This window comes from Bartonella harrusi (genome assembly GCF_024297065.1).
Classification (GTDB): Bacteria; Pseudomonadota; Alphaproteobacteria; order Rhizobiales; family Rhizobiaceae; genus Bartonella; species Bartonella harrusi.
The window spans coordinates 701,515-717,877 of record NZ_CP101114.1 but is presented as its reverse complement, the minus strand read 5'-3'; the positions used below and the strand labels follow the sequence as shown (position 1 = coordinate 717,877).

At 44.0% G+C, this 16,363-nt stretch carries 10 protein-coding genes and 2 pseudogenes; all 12 read right to left on the bottom strand.

The window, feature by feature from the left end; genetic code table 11:
* Positions 1 to 88: 88 nt before the first annotated feature.
* On the bottom strand, positions 89 to 496 hold the full coding sequence (locus tag NMK50_RS03260; RefSeq protein WP_254770860.1) for a hypothetical protein: 408 nt from the start codon (positions 494 to 496) through the stop codon (positions 89 to 91).
* A complete protein-coding gene (locus tag NMK50_RS03255; protein ID WP_254770859.1) occupies positions 493 to 1,239 on the bottom strand; it encodes a hypothetical protein in 747 nt (248 codons plus the stop codon). Before NMK50_RS03255 ends, NMK50_RS03260 begins: the two co-directional genes overlap by 4 nt.
* 131 nt (positions 1,240 to 1,370) lie before the next feature.
* Positions 1,371 to 1,787 (bottom strand): hypothetical protein, encoded by a 417-nt coding sequence (locus tag NMK50_RS03250; RefSeq protein WP_254770858.1) that lies wholly within the window; start codon positions 1,785 to 1,787, stop codon positions 1,371 to 1,373.
* Between the two features lie 20 nt (positions 1,788 to 1,807).
* Positions 1,808 to 3,541, bottom strand: a pseudogene (locus NMK50_RS03245) (hemagglutinin repeat-containing protein); the annotation flags it as partial.
* On the bottom strand, positions 3,525 to 3,884 hold the full coding sequence (locus NMK50_RS03240) for a hypothetical protein (protein WP_254770857.1): 360 nt from the start codon (positions 3,882 to 3,884) through the stop codon (positions 3,525 to 3,527). The gene NMK50_RS03240 and the pseudogene NMK50_RS03245, both read right to left, overlap by 17 nt.
* Positions 3,885 to 4,032: 148 nt before the next feature.
* Positions 4,033 to 4,431, bottom strand: a complete 399-nt coding sequence (locus NMK50_RS03235; protein WP_254770856.1) for a hypothetical protein — start codon at positions 4,429 to 4,431, stop codon at positions 4,033 to 4,035.
* Positions 4,428 to 5,177 carry a hypothetical protein gene (locus tag NMK50_RS03230; RefSeq protein ID WP_254770855.1) on the bottom strand — a complete coding sequence of 250 codons (750 nt, stop codon included), beginning with the start codon at positions 5,175 to 5,177 and terminating at the stop codon, positions 4,428 to 4,430. Before NMK50_RS03230 ends, NMK50_RS03235 begins: the two co-directional genes overlap by 4 nt.
* Positions 5,178 to 5,192: 15 nt before the next feature.
* The gene (locus NMK50_RS03225; RefSeq protein ID WP_254770854.1) at positions 5,193 to 5,600 is read right to left on the bottom strand and encodes a hypothetical protein; all 408 of its coding nucleotides are present in this window, start codon (positions 5,598 to 5,600) and stop codon (positions 5,193 to 5,195) included.
* A complete protein-coding gene (locus tag NMK50_RS03220; RefSeq protein ID WP_254770853.1) occupies positions 5,597 to 7,366 on the bottom strand; it encodes a hemagglutinin repeat-containing protein in 1,770 nt (589 codons plus the stop codon). The genes NMK50_RS03225 and NMK50_RS03220 overlap by 4 nt, the downstream gene beginning before the upstream one ends.
* Complete coding sequence (locus tag NMK50_RS03215; RefSeq protein WP_254770852.1) at positions 7,350 to 7,709, bottom strand: hypothetical protein; 360 nt, start codon at positions 7,707 to 7,709, stop codon at positions 7,350 to 7,352. Before NMK50_RS03215 ends, NMK50_RS03220 begins: the two co-directional genes overlap by 17 nt.
* Positions 7,710 to 7,841: 132 nt before the next feature.
* Positions 7,842 to 8,249, bottom strand: coding sequence for a hypothetical protein (locus NMK50_RS03210; RefSeq protein ID WP_254770851.1), 408 nt, complete (start codon positions 8,247 to 8,249; stop codon positions 7,842 to 7,844).
* Positions 8,246 to 16,341: pseudogene (locus NMK50_RS03205) on the bottom strand (hemagglutinin repeat-containing protein). The gene NMK50_RS03210 and the pseudogene NMK50_RS03205 overlap by 4 nt, the downstream one beginning before the upstream one ends.
* Positions 16,342 to 16,363: the final 22 nt, after the last annotated feature.

Sequence of the window (16,363 nt, the reverse complement as noted above, 5' to 3'; positions counted from 1 at the left end):
ATCCGTTAAAGGATGTGTTCAGAGAAACAATCCCGCTCTTTAAAGCAAAAGCAAAAAGAGCAGGATTGTTCATTATCACCAGCAAGACTTAGGGTTTGCATTCAGGTTGTACTGGACTTCTTTTACAAAAAGGGCTGTTTAAGCGCTTTTCGACACTTCGTTTTGGGATGACAGCACCTGGACGACAAATGGGGAGGTTTTCCTCTCTAAAAGTATAACACCAGTCACCGCTTCCTTTATAATGGAAACCTGCTTGAACCATACAAGCATAAGTTGTTGCTTTAGCATTAATACTATTCTTTCTATTTTCTGAATCAGGATCAATAAGACTCGGCATTCCACATTCTAATAAGGCTTTTCCTACTTCAGTAGAATCCGCACCTGCCTTCTCCCACATATTCACATACCCTGGAGGAGGTTTGTCGATGTTTTCAATGTCACATCCAGCGATAGTTAAAAACGCTAACCCAAGTAATAATTTTAAAGTTCGTTTCATTTTTTCCTCCATAAATAACCTAAACCTGAATTATCTAAAATTGCATGTGGTGCATAAATTATTGTATCATGAGGGGTTCCATAATCATTTTTACATTTATCACTCGCATTACCATAACACCTATGGGTGCTAGGTTTGAAACCCGCTAATGCTTTCCCTTCCTCTCTCAGTGGAGAGGTTGCTATAGTCAATAAACTGTTTGCTACAAACTGCGTCATATATAAAGGATTTTTTGTAGCTTTCTTCAAAAGTGAAGCATCTAGATTTAAAGGTATCTTATAAGTTGTAGGTGGATTATGACCAAACACTATACCAATGGGATCGAATATATGGTTTTGTAAATAAATATGATCTTTTTTGCCATCACTTACATAATATTGTGCATTTGCTATCCATAGAGAGTTATCTGCTGGTCCATAAAGATAGATATCTGTTTCTTGTGCGATACCATGGATGCCACGCCGTTCAAAGTCACGCAATCCATTGCCCACTGTCAAAGCGCCACGGCTATGCGCACTCACACGTGTCTTCGTATTGCCATATTGCTTCACAAAATTTTGGAACTTCTTGCTTGAATTACTCCATCCCCCAAAATATTCATAAATCGCTACTCCTACCTCTACTATCATGTCTTCAGCTTGTGGGTGGTATGTAAAATAAAGCGGCTCATGCTCATTATCGGATAAGTGGACAGCATTACGCGCTGCGTCATCTGGTGTGTTATAAAGGCCATTGTAGAACATACGCCTGATGCCATCAGAAGGCTTGTAAATGCTGTTTATCCGCATCTGTTAGAGGATGTGTTCAGAGAAACAATCCCGCTCTTTAAAGCAAAAGCAAAAAGAGCAGGATTGTTCCTTATCACCAGTAAGACTTAGGGTTGGCATTTACGACTATTTTTATATTGTTTACAAAAAGGGCTGTTTAAGCGCCTCTTGACACTTCGCTGCGGAATGACAGCACCTGGACGACAAATGGGTAGGTTTTTCTCTCTAAAAGTATAACACCATCCCCCAGCCCTCCACACCTCTTCATCTTTATAGCGGAACCCTGATTGAAGCATGCAAGCATGAATTGTTGCTAGTGCATTGTTACTTAACTTTTGATTTTCTGGAAAAACATCATAAGGGGTTGGCATGCCACATTCTAACAATGCTTTTCCTACCTCCGTAAAATCTGCTCCTGGTTTTTCCCATGCAGTTAAATATCCTGAAGGAGGTTTGTTAAACTGGCACCCAACTATAATACTTAACAGAATTATCGCACCTAATAACTTTAAAAGTTGTTTCATTTTTTACTCCATGATCTCATTCAAGGTTTTTGTTCTAGATGAGATGTGCCGTAACGCGCATTACACATATCACCTGCATCTCCAAGACAAGTATGGGAGCTTATGGGGTTCGTGGCCACTCTCCACCATTCCATCCAAACGTTGCTGCCAGCAGGCATTGTCTCATAGGTATAGCCATTGCCACCAATCACCCTGCTTACAAAATCATATCTATTCCCATCAAAGCCAACTGTTGTTTGTTTGCCATCACTCACATAACCTAACAGACCGGCTGCAACAGAAACATTAAAGGCTGGTCCATAGAAATCGATATGCGTATTGTCGGCTATACCATGCACGCCTTCTTGTTTGAAAGAATAAAGCATATTCCCCAATGTCATAGCGCCACGACTATGGCCATAGGGTCGCAACCCGCTGTTACCGTAGCCATACATCAAATCTTTTGCTTCTTGTGTTGAATTGCTCAAACCCCAAAAATTATTTTCCAAAAACTTTTGATACCCTGCAACTAGCAACTCTGATATGGCCGAATCTGCTTGCGGAAACTCAACAACATAAATCGGATCATTTTTATTTTTAGCATGTTGAACCGCATAAACAGCAGCCTCTTCAGACGGTGTAAAAATCCCATTGAAAGAAATATGAACCAGACCATCAGCACCTTTCTGTAAATGCTGTTTCTCCGCATCCGTTATAGGACGCGTTTCGGGAATTTGTTGACCACGAGCGTCTTCTAGAGGCTCTCCATTTTCATCTTTTTTATAGATGATTTTGCCATTTTTATCACGGACCACCACAGAAATGGGGTGTTCTTTGATAAACATGGTTTTATAAGCTTCATCACTGTATTTAAACCCTTCTTCTAGCAATTGGGTTGCCATTTCACGGTTTTCATGCACGATCTGTTCTAGCCTACCGACATCAAGCGGTTGTACAGCTTGATGGGCTGTCGCAGTGTCGCGGTTGAGGGAGGCGATGGTTTGTTCAACCCCTTGCCCTGTCAATGCCTTCTGCTCCTTTGCATCGGTAATAACGATAGTGCCATTGCTAATAGCGGATTTGGTTGCGCCTTCCTTTGTATCTTGCACTTTGGCATGATCTAAAATATTTTTGGCAACATTTTTCGCAACACCATATTTTCCTTTTTGCATTGCACCACCCACAGCAATGCTAATCCCACGGCTGTTGGCTTTTGCCTCGGCATGGTTAGCAATATCCGTGACAATAATACTTCCGGTGGTCAAACGGTTGTTTTCTGCCGGTGCACTGCTGGCAATGAGACCCCCTGTCAGGGTTGTTTTATCCTTTACAGTGATTTCAAAACCACCCTTCCCCGCTCTAATCCCCGACTGCTCTATAACGCTGCTATACTCACTGGAGGATTGATCCTTTTGTAAGGAAACATTGGTTGAAGCTGTATCCGTACTCTTCGCACTATCAAACCCAACAGAAACAGATTTCTGCTCGTTGGTAGCATGTCCCGTATCACTGATGCTGGCAATGGTCAAATCCCCACCAATTGCCATTTCTACACGATTCCCAGAAACCACGGCACCCTTCAATGTAGTGTTGGCGCCACTGGAAGTGTGAACCGTGCCGGTGCCAATGACATGGCTGTTCTTCTGCTGAACCTGTTCACTGGAGCCCTTGCCTTTACCAAAAGAGGCATTGCCTGTTCCCCCTGCGCCACCGGTGCCATAGCTGTATCCAACATTGACCGAAGCGCTTTGGGTACTGTTAAGGTTGGCATTCATATTGTTCTGAATGCTTTTTACAATAAGGGCTCTTTAAGCGTCTCTCAACACTTCGTTGAGGCATGACAGCACCTGTACGACAAATGGGAAGATTTTCGGCTTTGTGATTCTCACAAAAACCTTGTATTGGAAAGCTAGGGCGGAAACCTGATTGTGCCATACACATTTCAATACTGGCGTATTGATTCAAATCTAGCGCCACAACCTTATCAAAATCCGGTACTCCACATTCTAAAAGTATTTTCTTTCTCCATAATTCCGGAGAAAGTGAGGGAATTGAATTAACACATCCAGCCGTACTTAAGAGAGCTATGCAGCTCAATAGTTTCAAAGTTTTCTTCATTTTGTCCCTCCTTTAATGGATTTATTTTACGGTAAGATAGCTCGTAAGCCTGTTGATATTTTTGTATTGCGATAGTGGAGTGAAAAAACAATCCCGCCATTTCAAGCGAAAGCAAAAGAGCAGGATTGTTCATTATCACCAGCAAGACTTAGGGTTGGCATTTACGACTGTTTTTATATTGTTTACAAAAAGGGCTGTTTAAGCGCTTTTCGACACTTCGTTGCGGGATGACAGCACCGGGACGGCAAATGGGGAGGTTTTCCTCTTTAAAAGTATAACACCAGTCACCTCTCCCTTTATAGCGGAATCCTGCTTGCACCATACAAGCATCAATTGTCGCATCCTCATTAATACTCAGCTTTCTATTTTCTGGATCCTCATCATAAGGTGTTGGCATTCCGCATTCTAATAAGGCTTTTCCTACTTCAGTAAAATCTGCTCCTGGCTTCTCCCACATGTATATATAACCTGGAGCAGGCTTAAAAAAATCACACCCAGCTATAATGAGTAGAACTATCCCACTTAATAATTTAAACAGTGTATTCATTTTTTGCTCCCTGTTCTCGTTGAATGAACTTTTTTACGATGGGGTGAACCATAACTCTTTGTACACGCTTTGTCCGCATCACCATAACAACCATGGGGACTGGGATAACCAAATACCACTTTTCCTGCCTCTTTTGCTGCGTTACTACCAAGGGGTCTCTGGTCAAAAGTAGCGGGATTTCCACCAAATACTACACCAACAAAATCATCAGCGTGGTTTTCCAAGTTCACATAAGTTTGCTTGCCATTACTTAAGATATACAACGTATTTGCCATCTTTTGAGCGTTATAAGCTGGACCAAAAAGATTAATACTTGTGTTTTCCGCTATACCGTGGATGCCATGCTGCTCAAAGTCACGCAATCCATTGCCCGCTGTCAAAGCGCCACGGCTATGCGCATCAACATGCAATCCTGTATTGCCATAAAGAGACATGGTATTCTGGAATTTCTTGGTTGAATTGGTCAATCCAAAAAAAAGTTTACCTTCGAAAAACTTCTGAAAAACTGCTACCCCAAACTCTACGAGCTTGTCTTCTGCTTGTGGGAAAACTGTAAAATAAAGCGGCTCATGCTCATTATCAGCTAACTGAACCGCATTACGCGCTGCCTCATCTGGTGTGTTATAAATGCCATTGTAGAACATATGCCTGATGCCATCAGCGCCTTTCTGTAAATGCTGTTTCTCCTCATCTGTTAAAGGATGCCTCCAGAGAAACAATCCCGCCAAAAGAGCAGGATTGTTCATTATCACCAAAAAAAATTAAGGCTTGCATTCAGGTTGTACTGGACTTTCTTTACAAAAAGGGCTGTTTAAGCGCTTTTCGACACTTCGTTTTGGGATGACAGCACCACGCTGACAAATGGGGAGGGTTTCCCATCTAAAAGGAGAACACCAGTAACCCCTCCCTTTATAATGGAAACCTGCCTGGATCATGCAAGCATCAATCGTTGCACTATCATTATCGCTTAACTTTTGAACTTCATCCTCAAGATAATTAAGGTGCGGCAGACCACATTCTAGCAATGCTTTTCCTATCTCAGTAGAATCTGCTCCTAGCTTCTCCCACACAGCCGTCTCTCCTCGAGGAGACTTGTCAATATTTTCAATGTCACATCCAGAGACACTTAATAGAATGATCCCACTTAATAATTTTAAGGTTTGTTTCATTTTTTATTTCCTGTTCTCGTTGAATGAGTTTTTTTAAAAGGAAATGAACCGTAATTAGTTTTACACTCACGACTCGCATCACCATAACACCTATGGGTACTTGGATCATAGCCTAATAGTGCTTTCCCCTGCTCTATCGTTGGAATTGCTGGTAGAAGGTATAGATTGGGTACCTTATAAGCTGTAGGCCAATTGTAACCAACAACCGTACTAATAGGGTCTAATAGATGGCCTTGTGTGTAGACATAATTTTTTTTGCCATAGCTTATCTCATCTACTGTATTTGCTATCGATTGATTGTGAGCAGCCGCTCCAAAAAGATAGAAGTCTGTTTTCTTAGCTACGCCATGAACACCATGCTTTTTAAAGTTATTCACTCTATTGCTTACTGTTAGGGTACCGCGGCTATGCGCACTAACTATCGCCCCCTTATTGCCATATTGCCGCACAAAATTTTGGAACTTCTTGGTTGAATTACTCAGCCCCCAAGTATCACCTTCCCAAAACTTTTGATAAAATGCTACCCCAAATTCTACGAGCTTGTCTTCTGCTTGTGGAAAGTACGTAAAATACAGTGGTTCATTCTTATTATCAGCTAATTGAACTGCATTACGGGCCGCATCATCTGGTGTGTTATAAATGCCATTGTAGAACATACGCCTGATTCCATCAGAGCCAGCTTGCAAATGCTGCTCTTCTTCAGGCTTTAAATAATGATACAGGGTAATATATTTTCCATTGCTATCTTTTATGTACTCTCCATTTTTATCTTTTAAATAGAGTACGTTGCCATTTTCAGCATGCTCAACCTCACCCACGGGATGCTTTTTGATAAATGCGATTTCGCGTACTTTGTCCCAATAATCAAACCATTCATCTACCCATTGATTTTTCATACCTAAACGATTACGCAATATATCCTCAAGTGGTGCTACATTTAGCTGTCCTACAGCTTGATGGGCTGCCGCGGTGTTGCGGTTGAGGGCATCAATGATTTGTCCAGCATCTTGCCCCATCGCTCTTTGGTTGGTTGCACCTGTCAGGATAATGGTGCCCTCACTGATAGCCGATTTGGTTTCCCCTTCCGCTGCATCCTTGGCTTTGCCATGCCCTAAAGCATTTTTAGCAAGATTCTTTAGGATACCAGATGTCCCCTGTTGTAAAAGACCACCACCAGAAACACTAACCCCATGACTGCTCGCTTTGGCATGCGCACTGTTGGTGATGTCTGTGGCTGTGATGCTTCCAGTGATCAAACTGTTGTTTTCTGCCGGTGCACTGCTGGAAATGAGACCACCTGTCAGGGTTGTGTTATCTTTAACGTTGATATCAAAGCCGCCATCACCCGCTTTGATGCCTGATTGTTCTATAACGCTGCTATAATCACTGGAGGATTGATCCTTTTGTAAGGAGAGGCTTGTTGAGCCTGCATCAAAACTTTTGCTCCCACCAAAACCAACAGAAATAGATTTCTGCTTGTTGGAAGTCTGTCCACTATCACTGCGGCTGGTAATGGTCAAGCTTTCCCCCACATCCACTTTGACCTGATTTCCAGAAACTACAGCGCCTGCCAATGTGGTGTTGGCGCCACTTGCAGTGTGAACTGTGCCGGTGCCAATGACATGGCTGTTCTTCTGCTGAAGCTCTTTACTGGAGCCCTTGCCTTTACCAAAAGAGGCATTGCCTGTTCCCCCTGCGCCACCGGTGCCATAGCTGTATCCAACATTGACCGAAGCGCTTTGGGTACTGTTAAGGTTGGCATTCATATTGTTCTGAATGCTTTTTACAATAAGGGCTCTTTAAGCGTCTCTCAACACTTCGTTGAGGCATGACAGCACCTGTACGACAAATGGGAAGATTTTCGGCTTTGTGATTCTCACAAAAACCTTGTATTGGAAAGCTAGGGCGGAAACCTGATTGTGCCATACACATTTCAATACTGGCGTATTGATTCAAATCTAGCGCCACAACCTTATCAAAATCCGGTACTCCACATTCTAAAAGTATTTTCTTTCTCCATAATTCTGGAGAAAGTGAGGGAATTGAATTAACACATCCAGCCGTACTTAAGAGAACTATGCAGCTCAATAGTTTTAAAGTTTTCTTCATTTTGTCCCTCCTTTAAGGGATCTATTTTACGGTGAGATGGCTGGTAAGCCTGTTGATATTTGTGTATTGCGATGGTGAAATAAGAAAACAATCCCGCCATAGAGCAGGATTGTTCATTATCATCAGCAAGACTTAGGGATAACATTCATATTGTTCTGGATGCTGTTTACAAAAAGGGCTGTTTAAGCGCCTCTTGACACTGCGCTGCGGAATAACAGCACCTGGACGACAGATGGGGAGGTTTTTCTCTCTAAAAGTATAACACCACCCCCCTCCCTTCATCTCATATTTATCACGAAAACCTGCTTGAATCATGCATGCATCAATGGATGCTTTCGCATTGATACTTAGCTTTCTGCTTTCTGGATCGACATCATAAGGGGTTGGCATGCCACATTCTAGCAATGCTTTTCCAACCTCAGTAAAATCTGCTCCAGGTTTCTCCCACGCAGCTATCTCTCCTAGAGGAGGTTTATTAAACTGGCATCCCACTATACTCAACAGAATTATAGTACTTAATAATTTTAAAATTTGTTTCATTTTTTACTCCACGATTTTCTTGAAGGAACTTGTTCTAAATGGGATGTGCCATACAGCTTTTGGCATTTTGGACTTGCATCTCCAAGACAAGTATGGACACTTATGGGATTTTTGAACATTTTCGACATTTCGTTCCAAGTACTACTGCCAGCAGGCTTTGTCTCATAGGTATAACCATTGCCTCCGATCCATCTGCTCACAAAATCATCTTTATGCCCATCAAAGCCAACTGTTGTTTGTTTGCCATTGCTCACATAAGCTAACAGACCGGCTGTAGCTGCGGCATTAGCAGCTGGCGCATAAAGATTGATATTGGTGTTTTCTGCTATATCATGCACGCCTTGATGTTTTAAAGAACTCAACGTGTTATAAATTGTCATGCCACCACGGCTATGGCCATAAAGTTCCAACCCGCTGTTACCGTAGCCATACATCAAATCTTTTGCTTCTTGTGTTGAATTGCTCAAACCCCAAAAGTCATTTTCTAGAAACTTTTGATAGCCTGCGACCAGCAGCTCTGAGATGGCCGAATCTGCTTGCGGAAAGTTGACAAAATAAATCGGATCATTTTGATTATTGGCATGCTGAACCGCATAAACAGCAGCCTCTTCAGGCGATGTAAAAATCCCATTGAGAGAGATATGCACTTTGCCATCAGCGCCTTTCTGTAAATGCTGCTTATCCTCATCCGTTAAAGGACGCGTTTCGGGAATTTGTTGACCACGAGCGTCTCTTATATATTGCCCATTTTCATCTTTTTTATAGATGATTTTGCCATTTTTATCACGGGCCACCACAGAGATGGGGTGCTTTTTGATAAACATGGTTTTATAAGCTTCATCACTGTATTTAAACCCTTCTTCTAGCAATTGGGTTGCCATTTCACGGTTTTCATGCACGATCTGTTCTAGCTTGGCGACATCAAGCGGTTGTACAGCTTGATGGGCTGTCGCAGTGTCGCGGTTGAGGGAGGCGATGGTTTGTTCAACCCCTTGCCCTGTCAATGCCTGCTGCCCCGTTGCATCGGTAATAACGATAGTGCCATTGCTAATAGCGGATTTGGTTGCGCCTTCCTTTGTATCTTGCGCTTTGGCATGATCTAAAATATTTTTGGCAACATTTTTCGCAACACCATATGTCCCTTTTTGCATTGCACCACCCATAGCAATGCTAATCCCACGGCTGTTGGCTTTTGCCTCAGCATGGTTATCAATATCCGTGGCAATAATACTTCCGGTGGTCAAACGGTTGTTTTCTGCCGGTGCACTGCTGGCAATGAGACCCCCTGTCAGGGTTGTTTTATCCTTTACAGTGATTTCAAAACCACCCTTCCCCGCTCTAATCCCCGACTGCTCTATAACGCTGCTATACTCACTGGAGGATTGATCCTTTTGTAAGGAAACATTGGTTGAAGCTGTATCCGTACTCTTCGCACTATCAAACCCAACAGAAACAGATTTCTGCTCGTTGGTAGCATGTCCCGTATCACTGATGCTGGCAATGGTCAAATCCCCACCAATTGCCATTTCTACACGATTCCCAGAAACCACGGCACCCTTCAATGTAGTGTTGGCGCCACTGGAAGTGTGAACCGTGCCGGTGCCAATGACATGGCTGTTCTTCTGCTGAACCTGTTCACTGGAGCCCTTGCCTTTACCAAAAGAGGCATTGCCCATCCAACCTGTACCACCCGTACCATAGCTGTATCCAACATTGACCGAAGCACTTTGCATGCGACTTTGTGTGTCTTGGGTGTTTTTGGCACTTTCAAGGATGATATCTTTCCCTGCTGCCAAGTTGATATTTCCACTCTGTGTATCGCTACCCGTTGCATAAAGTGGATTGGTACCGGCAATAATATCCGTTCCAACACCATGGATGTTGCCTTGATGGGCTTGCATCGTGACAGAACGCCCTGCTTCTATTGTTGTGGTTTCTGCGGTTGATGTCTGAGAAGAGGCACTTGCTTTCTCAGTCTGAAAGCCCACGGAGACATTGGCTGAAACATCAGCGATATTGGCAAGAGCCCCTTTTGGGGAGCCATTCTTTATCCCATGATAAAAACCTTGGCTTTTATCATAGAAATCATAGCCTTTTAGACCGCCAAGAATGGCATTGCCAATTTTATGTTTGGTATCCCCATGGTCAAAACGTTTTGCTGCATTCTTTACATCCTGTATGGTGCCAAGAATACCAATATTAACAGAGGCTGTAACACCGGCAAAAGACTTTTCATGGCTTTCTTTTGCGTTAGAGGTATCATAGCTTTGCGAAAGCGTGATATTATTGCCAGCATCAATGTTGACATCACGATTTGCCGAAACATTTGTCGCTTGTAAATTCACATCATTGCCGGCACTGATCTGCACATCATTCTTTGCCATCAGATGCGATTGAACTGCTGTTGTTTCCCATTGATCGCCCGTGTCTTTCGTGCTGGCAATCCCAATACCAAGAGAGGCACCACTGGTCTTCTTGGTAAACTGAAAGCCAAAACCTGTGCGTTCTTCCTTTGAACTTGCGCTATGACTATTGTGACCAGGTAAAACATTGATATTGCGGGCTGCCGAAACATGAATATTTTCTTGCGCATTAAAATCAGAGCCGACCACGTTCACATCTTTTTCCCTAGCAATGATGTTGACATTTCCGTCCGCATTTAAAGAAGAGCCTTGATATTCAAAACGCTCTCCATTTTGTGTTTTTCCCTCACTCCCGTATATCGACACAAAGCCACTTCCTGATCCCACACCAAAACCAGATTTATGCTCTTCTGAATGGCTGCTATGGTGCTCTGTCATGCCATCAATCGTCACATCTTGCGCACGCATATTGATATCTTGATTTGACACCAGATGAGACGCCGTAATTTTGCCTTTCCCTTGGGCTTCTAGGTCAATATTGCCTGTCGCGCCAAGAACAGAAGCAACCGTTGTGGTGTGCGCTTCAGATTTCTCTGAGGATTCCTCGTGAAAAAAGCTGCTGGACGAGGATTGTTGTTGCTGGTCAAATTGTTGTTTTGCACCTTTGATGGTAATATTGCCACCCGAATGAATGGAAATCTCCGCTTTTGCCTGATCTGCTGCTTTCTCTTGTTTACCAGCTACTTTACCAGCTACAAGCGTTGATCCGATGATGGTGGTATCTCTGCCAGAGTCAAGGGCAACCCCTTCACCCCCTGTAACACTTGAGCCTACCACTGTTGTCGCATCAATCTTGTTGTGCGCTGATTTGCTGCTGCTAAATGTTCCTCCCTTTTTGTGGTACTCCATCTCATAATGGAGGCTGTCTTCTGCATTGGTGATGACAATATCGTTACTCGCTTTCAGCCCCACCTTGCCCTCAGCGGCAACATCACTACCCGTGATGGTGAGATCATGCTGTTTGCCATCCTGCCCTGCAACAACACTAACATCCCCTGCCGATTTTATCAAAGAACCCTGAGAAATAGAGGCTTGCATATCCGCTTTCGCATTGTTGGTATGAAGATGATACTCCATCTCATCTTCTCTCACCCCTATACTGATCTCCCCTTGAGCACCAAGAGCAACATTGCCCTTGGCATCGATATCAGAAGCAGCTATGTGAATATCTTGACCAGAGAGAACTATGGTCTCTTGTCCAGAACGCAAATGAGAACCATTATGTAAGGCAACATGGGATGTTTCACTGCCGTTCTGATTGTTCATAGTGTTGCGCGTGGCATCAATCGAAACGGTCTCTTTGCCTTGTAAGTGAAGTGCATCCTTTGCTTGAACATCAGAACCTAAAACATTAAGTTTCTTGCCAGAAAGAAGCGTTGTTGCCCCCCCAGACTGAACTTCCGATTTATGATGCATGGTGGCATCACTGCGCCCCGTGTGGTGATGGGTTTTGGCTGTGCCTATCGTCAAATTGCCCTGCTCTGTGGTCATGGCAAGATCACCCCCTGTGGTGATCCCCACTCCTGAAGCGGTGAGATCTTGTTTGGCAATCACCCTCGCATTGCCCCCCGCAGAAAGCGCCTTCGTGTTTAAAACAGTCTCCACACCGTCAACCGTTGTGCGCCCTGCTGCAAAACCAATATTGTGTTCTGCAACCATAACAGCATCATTACCCGCAGCAAAATGCCCCCCTTGAGCAAGAATATCCCCAACATTGACAGATAAATTGTGCGATGCCGCAATCCGCCCTGAATTGGTAATCCTTGAATTGCTGGTATTCTCGCTGGTGATATTGACATCATCCCCCATGATCAAGGCACCAGCAGAAACAAAGGAGGCTCTGTCCTTTTCTGGAATGTAAAGCACGGGTACGTAAACATCCATACCCTTTACCTTTTGCTGTACATAGATCACCATCGGGCTTTCTAATGAAGCCAATTGTTCTGCTGTTAAAGCCTCACCAAAGGGAAGATTGTGTGTTTTTGCATATTCTGCCCCCACATCCAGCAAGTTTTTGACTTGTTCAATGCTATCCTTGCCTGGAATAAACGCGCCCTTACCCAAACCTTGACCAACAAGATCACGCATTTGTTTTTCAATCAATTGCTTTTCAAAATAAGCATCCCCTAAGAAAAAAATCTCCCGATCAGGATTGTAACCAATTCTATGTAAATAATAGGCTGAGCCATAAAACTTGCCAACATCAAGGAATTCTGCCCGCGTTTCATAAAGGAAATTTTGTTTTGGCAAAGTGCCACCCACTCCACCCGATTGCGGTTTTGGTACAGGCAAAGAACTGCCATCGGAAACACCCGTTGTCCCATTCAAGGCGATTTTTGGTATAAATAAAGCATCCGCCGCAGTTAAGCCATTTGCAGTTAAGCCATTTAAGGCATCCAGTGGATTTCCTCCAACGGCTTTGGCTTCAAAATGCGCATCCCCCGTAATGGAACCTTGTGCCGCTGTGTTATTAAGCGTCCCAACCACCAAATTCAACGTGCCCGCTGCTTGGACAAGACCAGAAACCGTATCAAGAGCTTCTGAGCTAATTTGGCGATTCTTGCCATTGGCTATGTCTAAAGAAACATCGCGGCTTCCATCAGCTTTATAGCCATAACAATTGTCTGTATTGGCATTACAATGCATATACGTATTTTTATAGGCTGTTGCCCCTAAATTGGTCAGCACATCGGCATGGATATCGGCATTTCCACCCGCACTCATAAGACTATAATGATTGTCAATATTATCAGCGTTAATGGTGAGATCACCGCTCGACTGTATCATCCCCGGCACGGTTGGTTTATGCGAAAGCCCTTGCGTGACAGTTTGCTTTGTCATATGCGACCAGTTTTCGTTTATTGACCATAACCATCCTGCCTTCCGCCGAGAACCATTCCAAGAATACTGTTTTACGGACTTTTGATCATAGACAGGTTTAAATTCCCAAGTAAATGCCTTATAAACTGTTCCATCTTCCAAGGTTACTGTACCATAAGTTTCTTCTTTGCTCGTCCAAAGAGGAACATCCAAAAAGATTTTTACGTGCCCTTTAAAAGGCCCAGTATGACTTTGATGTTCATGCCCCTTTCCCCAAAGGTTAGGTCCATCTTGATATAACATTCCATCACTGAGCCGATCAGCACCCTCTGGTTTTTCGAAGGCAATGTTTGCATATTCCGATGTTTCCGTGATGACCGGCGTGCTATCAGCTTCATTTTTAAGTGTAGTGGTTTGGATATTCAAGTTTCCACCAGCTTGAATAAAACCTGCTTTGTTGACAAGCGAAAGGCTCTTGCCCGTGCCCTCTGCATTGCTGAATAGCAAATCTCCCTCGGCTATAATGGCGCCAAAAGCATTCAACAAAGCACCATCAACTTTGAGGGCACCACGCCCCCCTGCATAGATTAAACCCGTTTTGCTGTTGGTGACATCACCCTTCACCATAAAGGCTAAATCCTGTCCCGCTGCCAATTGACCGCTATTGTCTAATCGCCCCGCTTTGATCACAAAATCGCGCGCCGCTAAAACCGATGTGCTCTCATCCACCATAACGCCTGGAGCAACAAAGAGAATATCTCCTGTCCCCACTTCATCCCTTATGGCTCGTAAAAGAGCATGATGAATATCAAGAGCATTGGTGCTGTTAAAATCTAATCCCCCATAAGTCAACGTGCTGCCTGAAACATTAATATGATCCCCCTGCAAAAACAGCGTTTGCGGCGTGCAAATATGCGAACGATTATTGCTTAAATCAAGGGTCTTGGCTGTCAATCGCACATCCCCCATAACAGACAGCTCATTTTCAACACTGATCCCTCCAGACACGGATGTCAGGGTTGCTGTGCCATAGCCCATGACATGATCATAATAAATGTCGCTGCCGGCAAAAAGGTCAATATTCTCACCACTCACAATCTGCCCAACTTTTATCCCTTCGCGCGCTGTCACCGCAAAAGAGCCTTTATCATGCAAAACAATCTTCCCATCCTCGGTCGATTGTGCGAAATCAACAGCTGTCATAACGGTTCCAGCAGCCAAACTTCCAACCTTTAAAAGGGCATCATCGCCCGTCATTAAAGAGTAAAAATCAACCACTCCACCCTCAATGTTGGCTTTGCCATAGGCTAAAAGCTGCCCAAAATGAACAGGAGCATTGCTGTTTGGTTGCCCATGAATGGATACATCGTGATGCGAAAGAATCGTTTGCGAAACAAAAAGCCCATCATGCGAAACCAATCGCACATCTCCTGCCCCATAAATATTGGCGGCATGAATGCTTCCTCTAACACTTTCAAGAGCAACATCCCCTTTGCTACCAAGAACAACAATACCCGCAGCACCCGTTGCCTCCATATCAACACCACCAGCGAAAAGACCTGCCTGAAGATTGCCACCAGCTTGTGCTTTAAGAGCCCCTTGTGCTAAAACAATCCCATCAATGGTGAGATCACCCCCTGTGGCAAAGGTCAAATCCGCTCCAGAGCCAACTTGAGAAACTTTCAGAGCACCCCGTGATGACAAATGCATATTGCCCGCAGAGGTTGCTTTTCCTGAAATGGTTAAAACCCCACCTTGCGCATCGGCTTTCAAATGACCATCCGCTCCAACTTTTTCTAACGTAACATCCTTGGCTGCGGCAATCTCAACATCCTTTTTCGAGGCAATGCTTTTTGCCAAAATGCTCTTGCTCTTTGATTTCAGGACAACACCGCCATGACCAAAAACATTCTTCAAGGAAATTTTCCCATCCGCAGAAAGCTGCAACTGCCCCACATTCGCCGCCATATCATGACGCATGCGAACCCCTACACCTTTTCCGTGGCAACAAGTTTAATGCGATCCCCCTGTAAGGCGCCCAACGCAGAACCATCTATCGCATATTCCGGTTTACCGGTAATATCCATGAGATCTTTCATTTGCCGAGAAGCATAATCAAAGTGACCCGTCCCAGCACTCACCCCTATCTCTCGACCCGCAACAGGTCCTTCAAAATGCACTGTGCGTGAAACAATATCGACAATATCAACCAAACCCTTGCCAGAGAAAAAATTCGCACCCTTTTCTCCAAAGTTAATATCCCCTCCCTTGACCGCAAATCCTTTCAGAAAACCGCTCACGTCAATTTCGGGAACACCGGTGGTTAAGGTTGCACGAGGCGTATTAATAAAGCCGCAGCCATTACAACTGATCCCATTGGGATTGGCTATAATCACATCGGCTTGATGCCCAAAAACCTCCGCTGGACCTTCAAGGGCACTGCGGTTACCGCTGGTCACTTCATTTAAAATCACCTTTGCCCAACCAGAAGAGCGTAAATGCGGATTGCCCGGCATAATGCCCCCCAACTGCGATTGTCCAACTTCACTGGTATGATTGTTGAAAATAACACCTGGATGACCGATATTAAAATCGTGATATTTATTGTGTGATAAACCCATGCCATTGGGGGTGACAATATCAATCGAGGGAACCCCATTGGGGGCTTCTACAATATTAGGACGATGTACGCTACCTACGTGAGGATCAACAGTAATCTGTGCCTGAATTATTGTTGCCTGTAAGAGAAAAGTAGAACCAAGCCCCGCGAGCAAAGTTTTCTTCAGCATGCTCCTTGTGACTGAAACTCCAAAGAAAGCGGTTCTTTTTGTTCTCTGATTGTGTGTCATCTTTTAACTCCCCATCGCTGTG

Coding starts and splice junctions, on each gene's coding strand:
- NMK50_RS03260 (WP_254770860.1), bottom strand. CDS start 496: ATGAAACGAACTTTAAAATTATTACTTGGGTTAGCGTTTTTAACTATC.
- NMK50_RS03255 (WP_254770859.1), bottom strand. CDS start 1,239: ATGTTCTACAATGGCCTTTATAACACACCAGATGACGCAGCGCGTAAT.
- NMK50_RS03250 (WP_254770858.1), bottom strand. CDS start 1,787: ATGAAACAACTTTTAAAGTTATTAGGTGCGATAATTCTGTTAAGTATT.
- NMK50_RS03240 (WP_254770857.1), bottom strand. CDS start 3,884: ATGAAGAAAACTTTGAAACTATTGAGCTGCATAGCTCTCTTAAGTACG.
- NMK50_RS03235 (WP_254770856.1), bottom strand. CDS start 4,431: ATGAATACACTGTTTAAATTATTAAGTGGGATAGTTCTACTCATTATA.
- NMK50_RS03230 (WP_254770855.1), bottom strand. CDS start 5,177: ATGAACAATCCTGCTCTTTTGGCGGGATTGTTTCTCTGGAGGCATCCT.
- NMK50_RS03225 (WP_254770854.1), bottom strand. CDS start 5,600: ATGAAACAAACCTTAAAATTATTAAGTGGGATCATTCTATTAAGTGTC.
- NMK50_RS03220 (WP_254770853.1), bottom strand. CDS start 7,366: ATGAATGCCAACCTTAACAGTACCCAAAGCGCTTCGGTCAATGTTGGA.
- NMK50_RS03215 (WP_254770852.1), bottom strand. CDS start 7,709: ATGAAGAAAACTTTAAAACTATTGAGCTGCATAGTTCTCTTAAGTACG.
- NMK50_RS03210 (WP_254770851.1), bottom strand. CDS start 8,249: ATGAAACAAATTTTAAAATTATTAAGTACTATAATTCTGTTGAGTATA.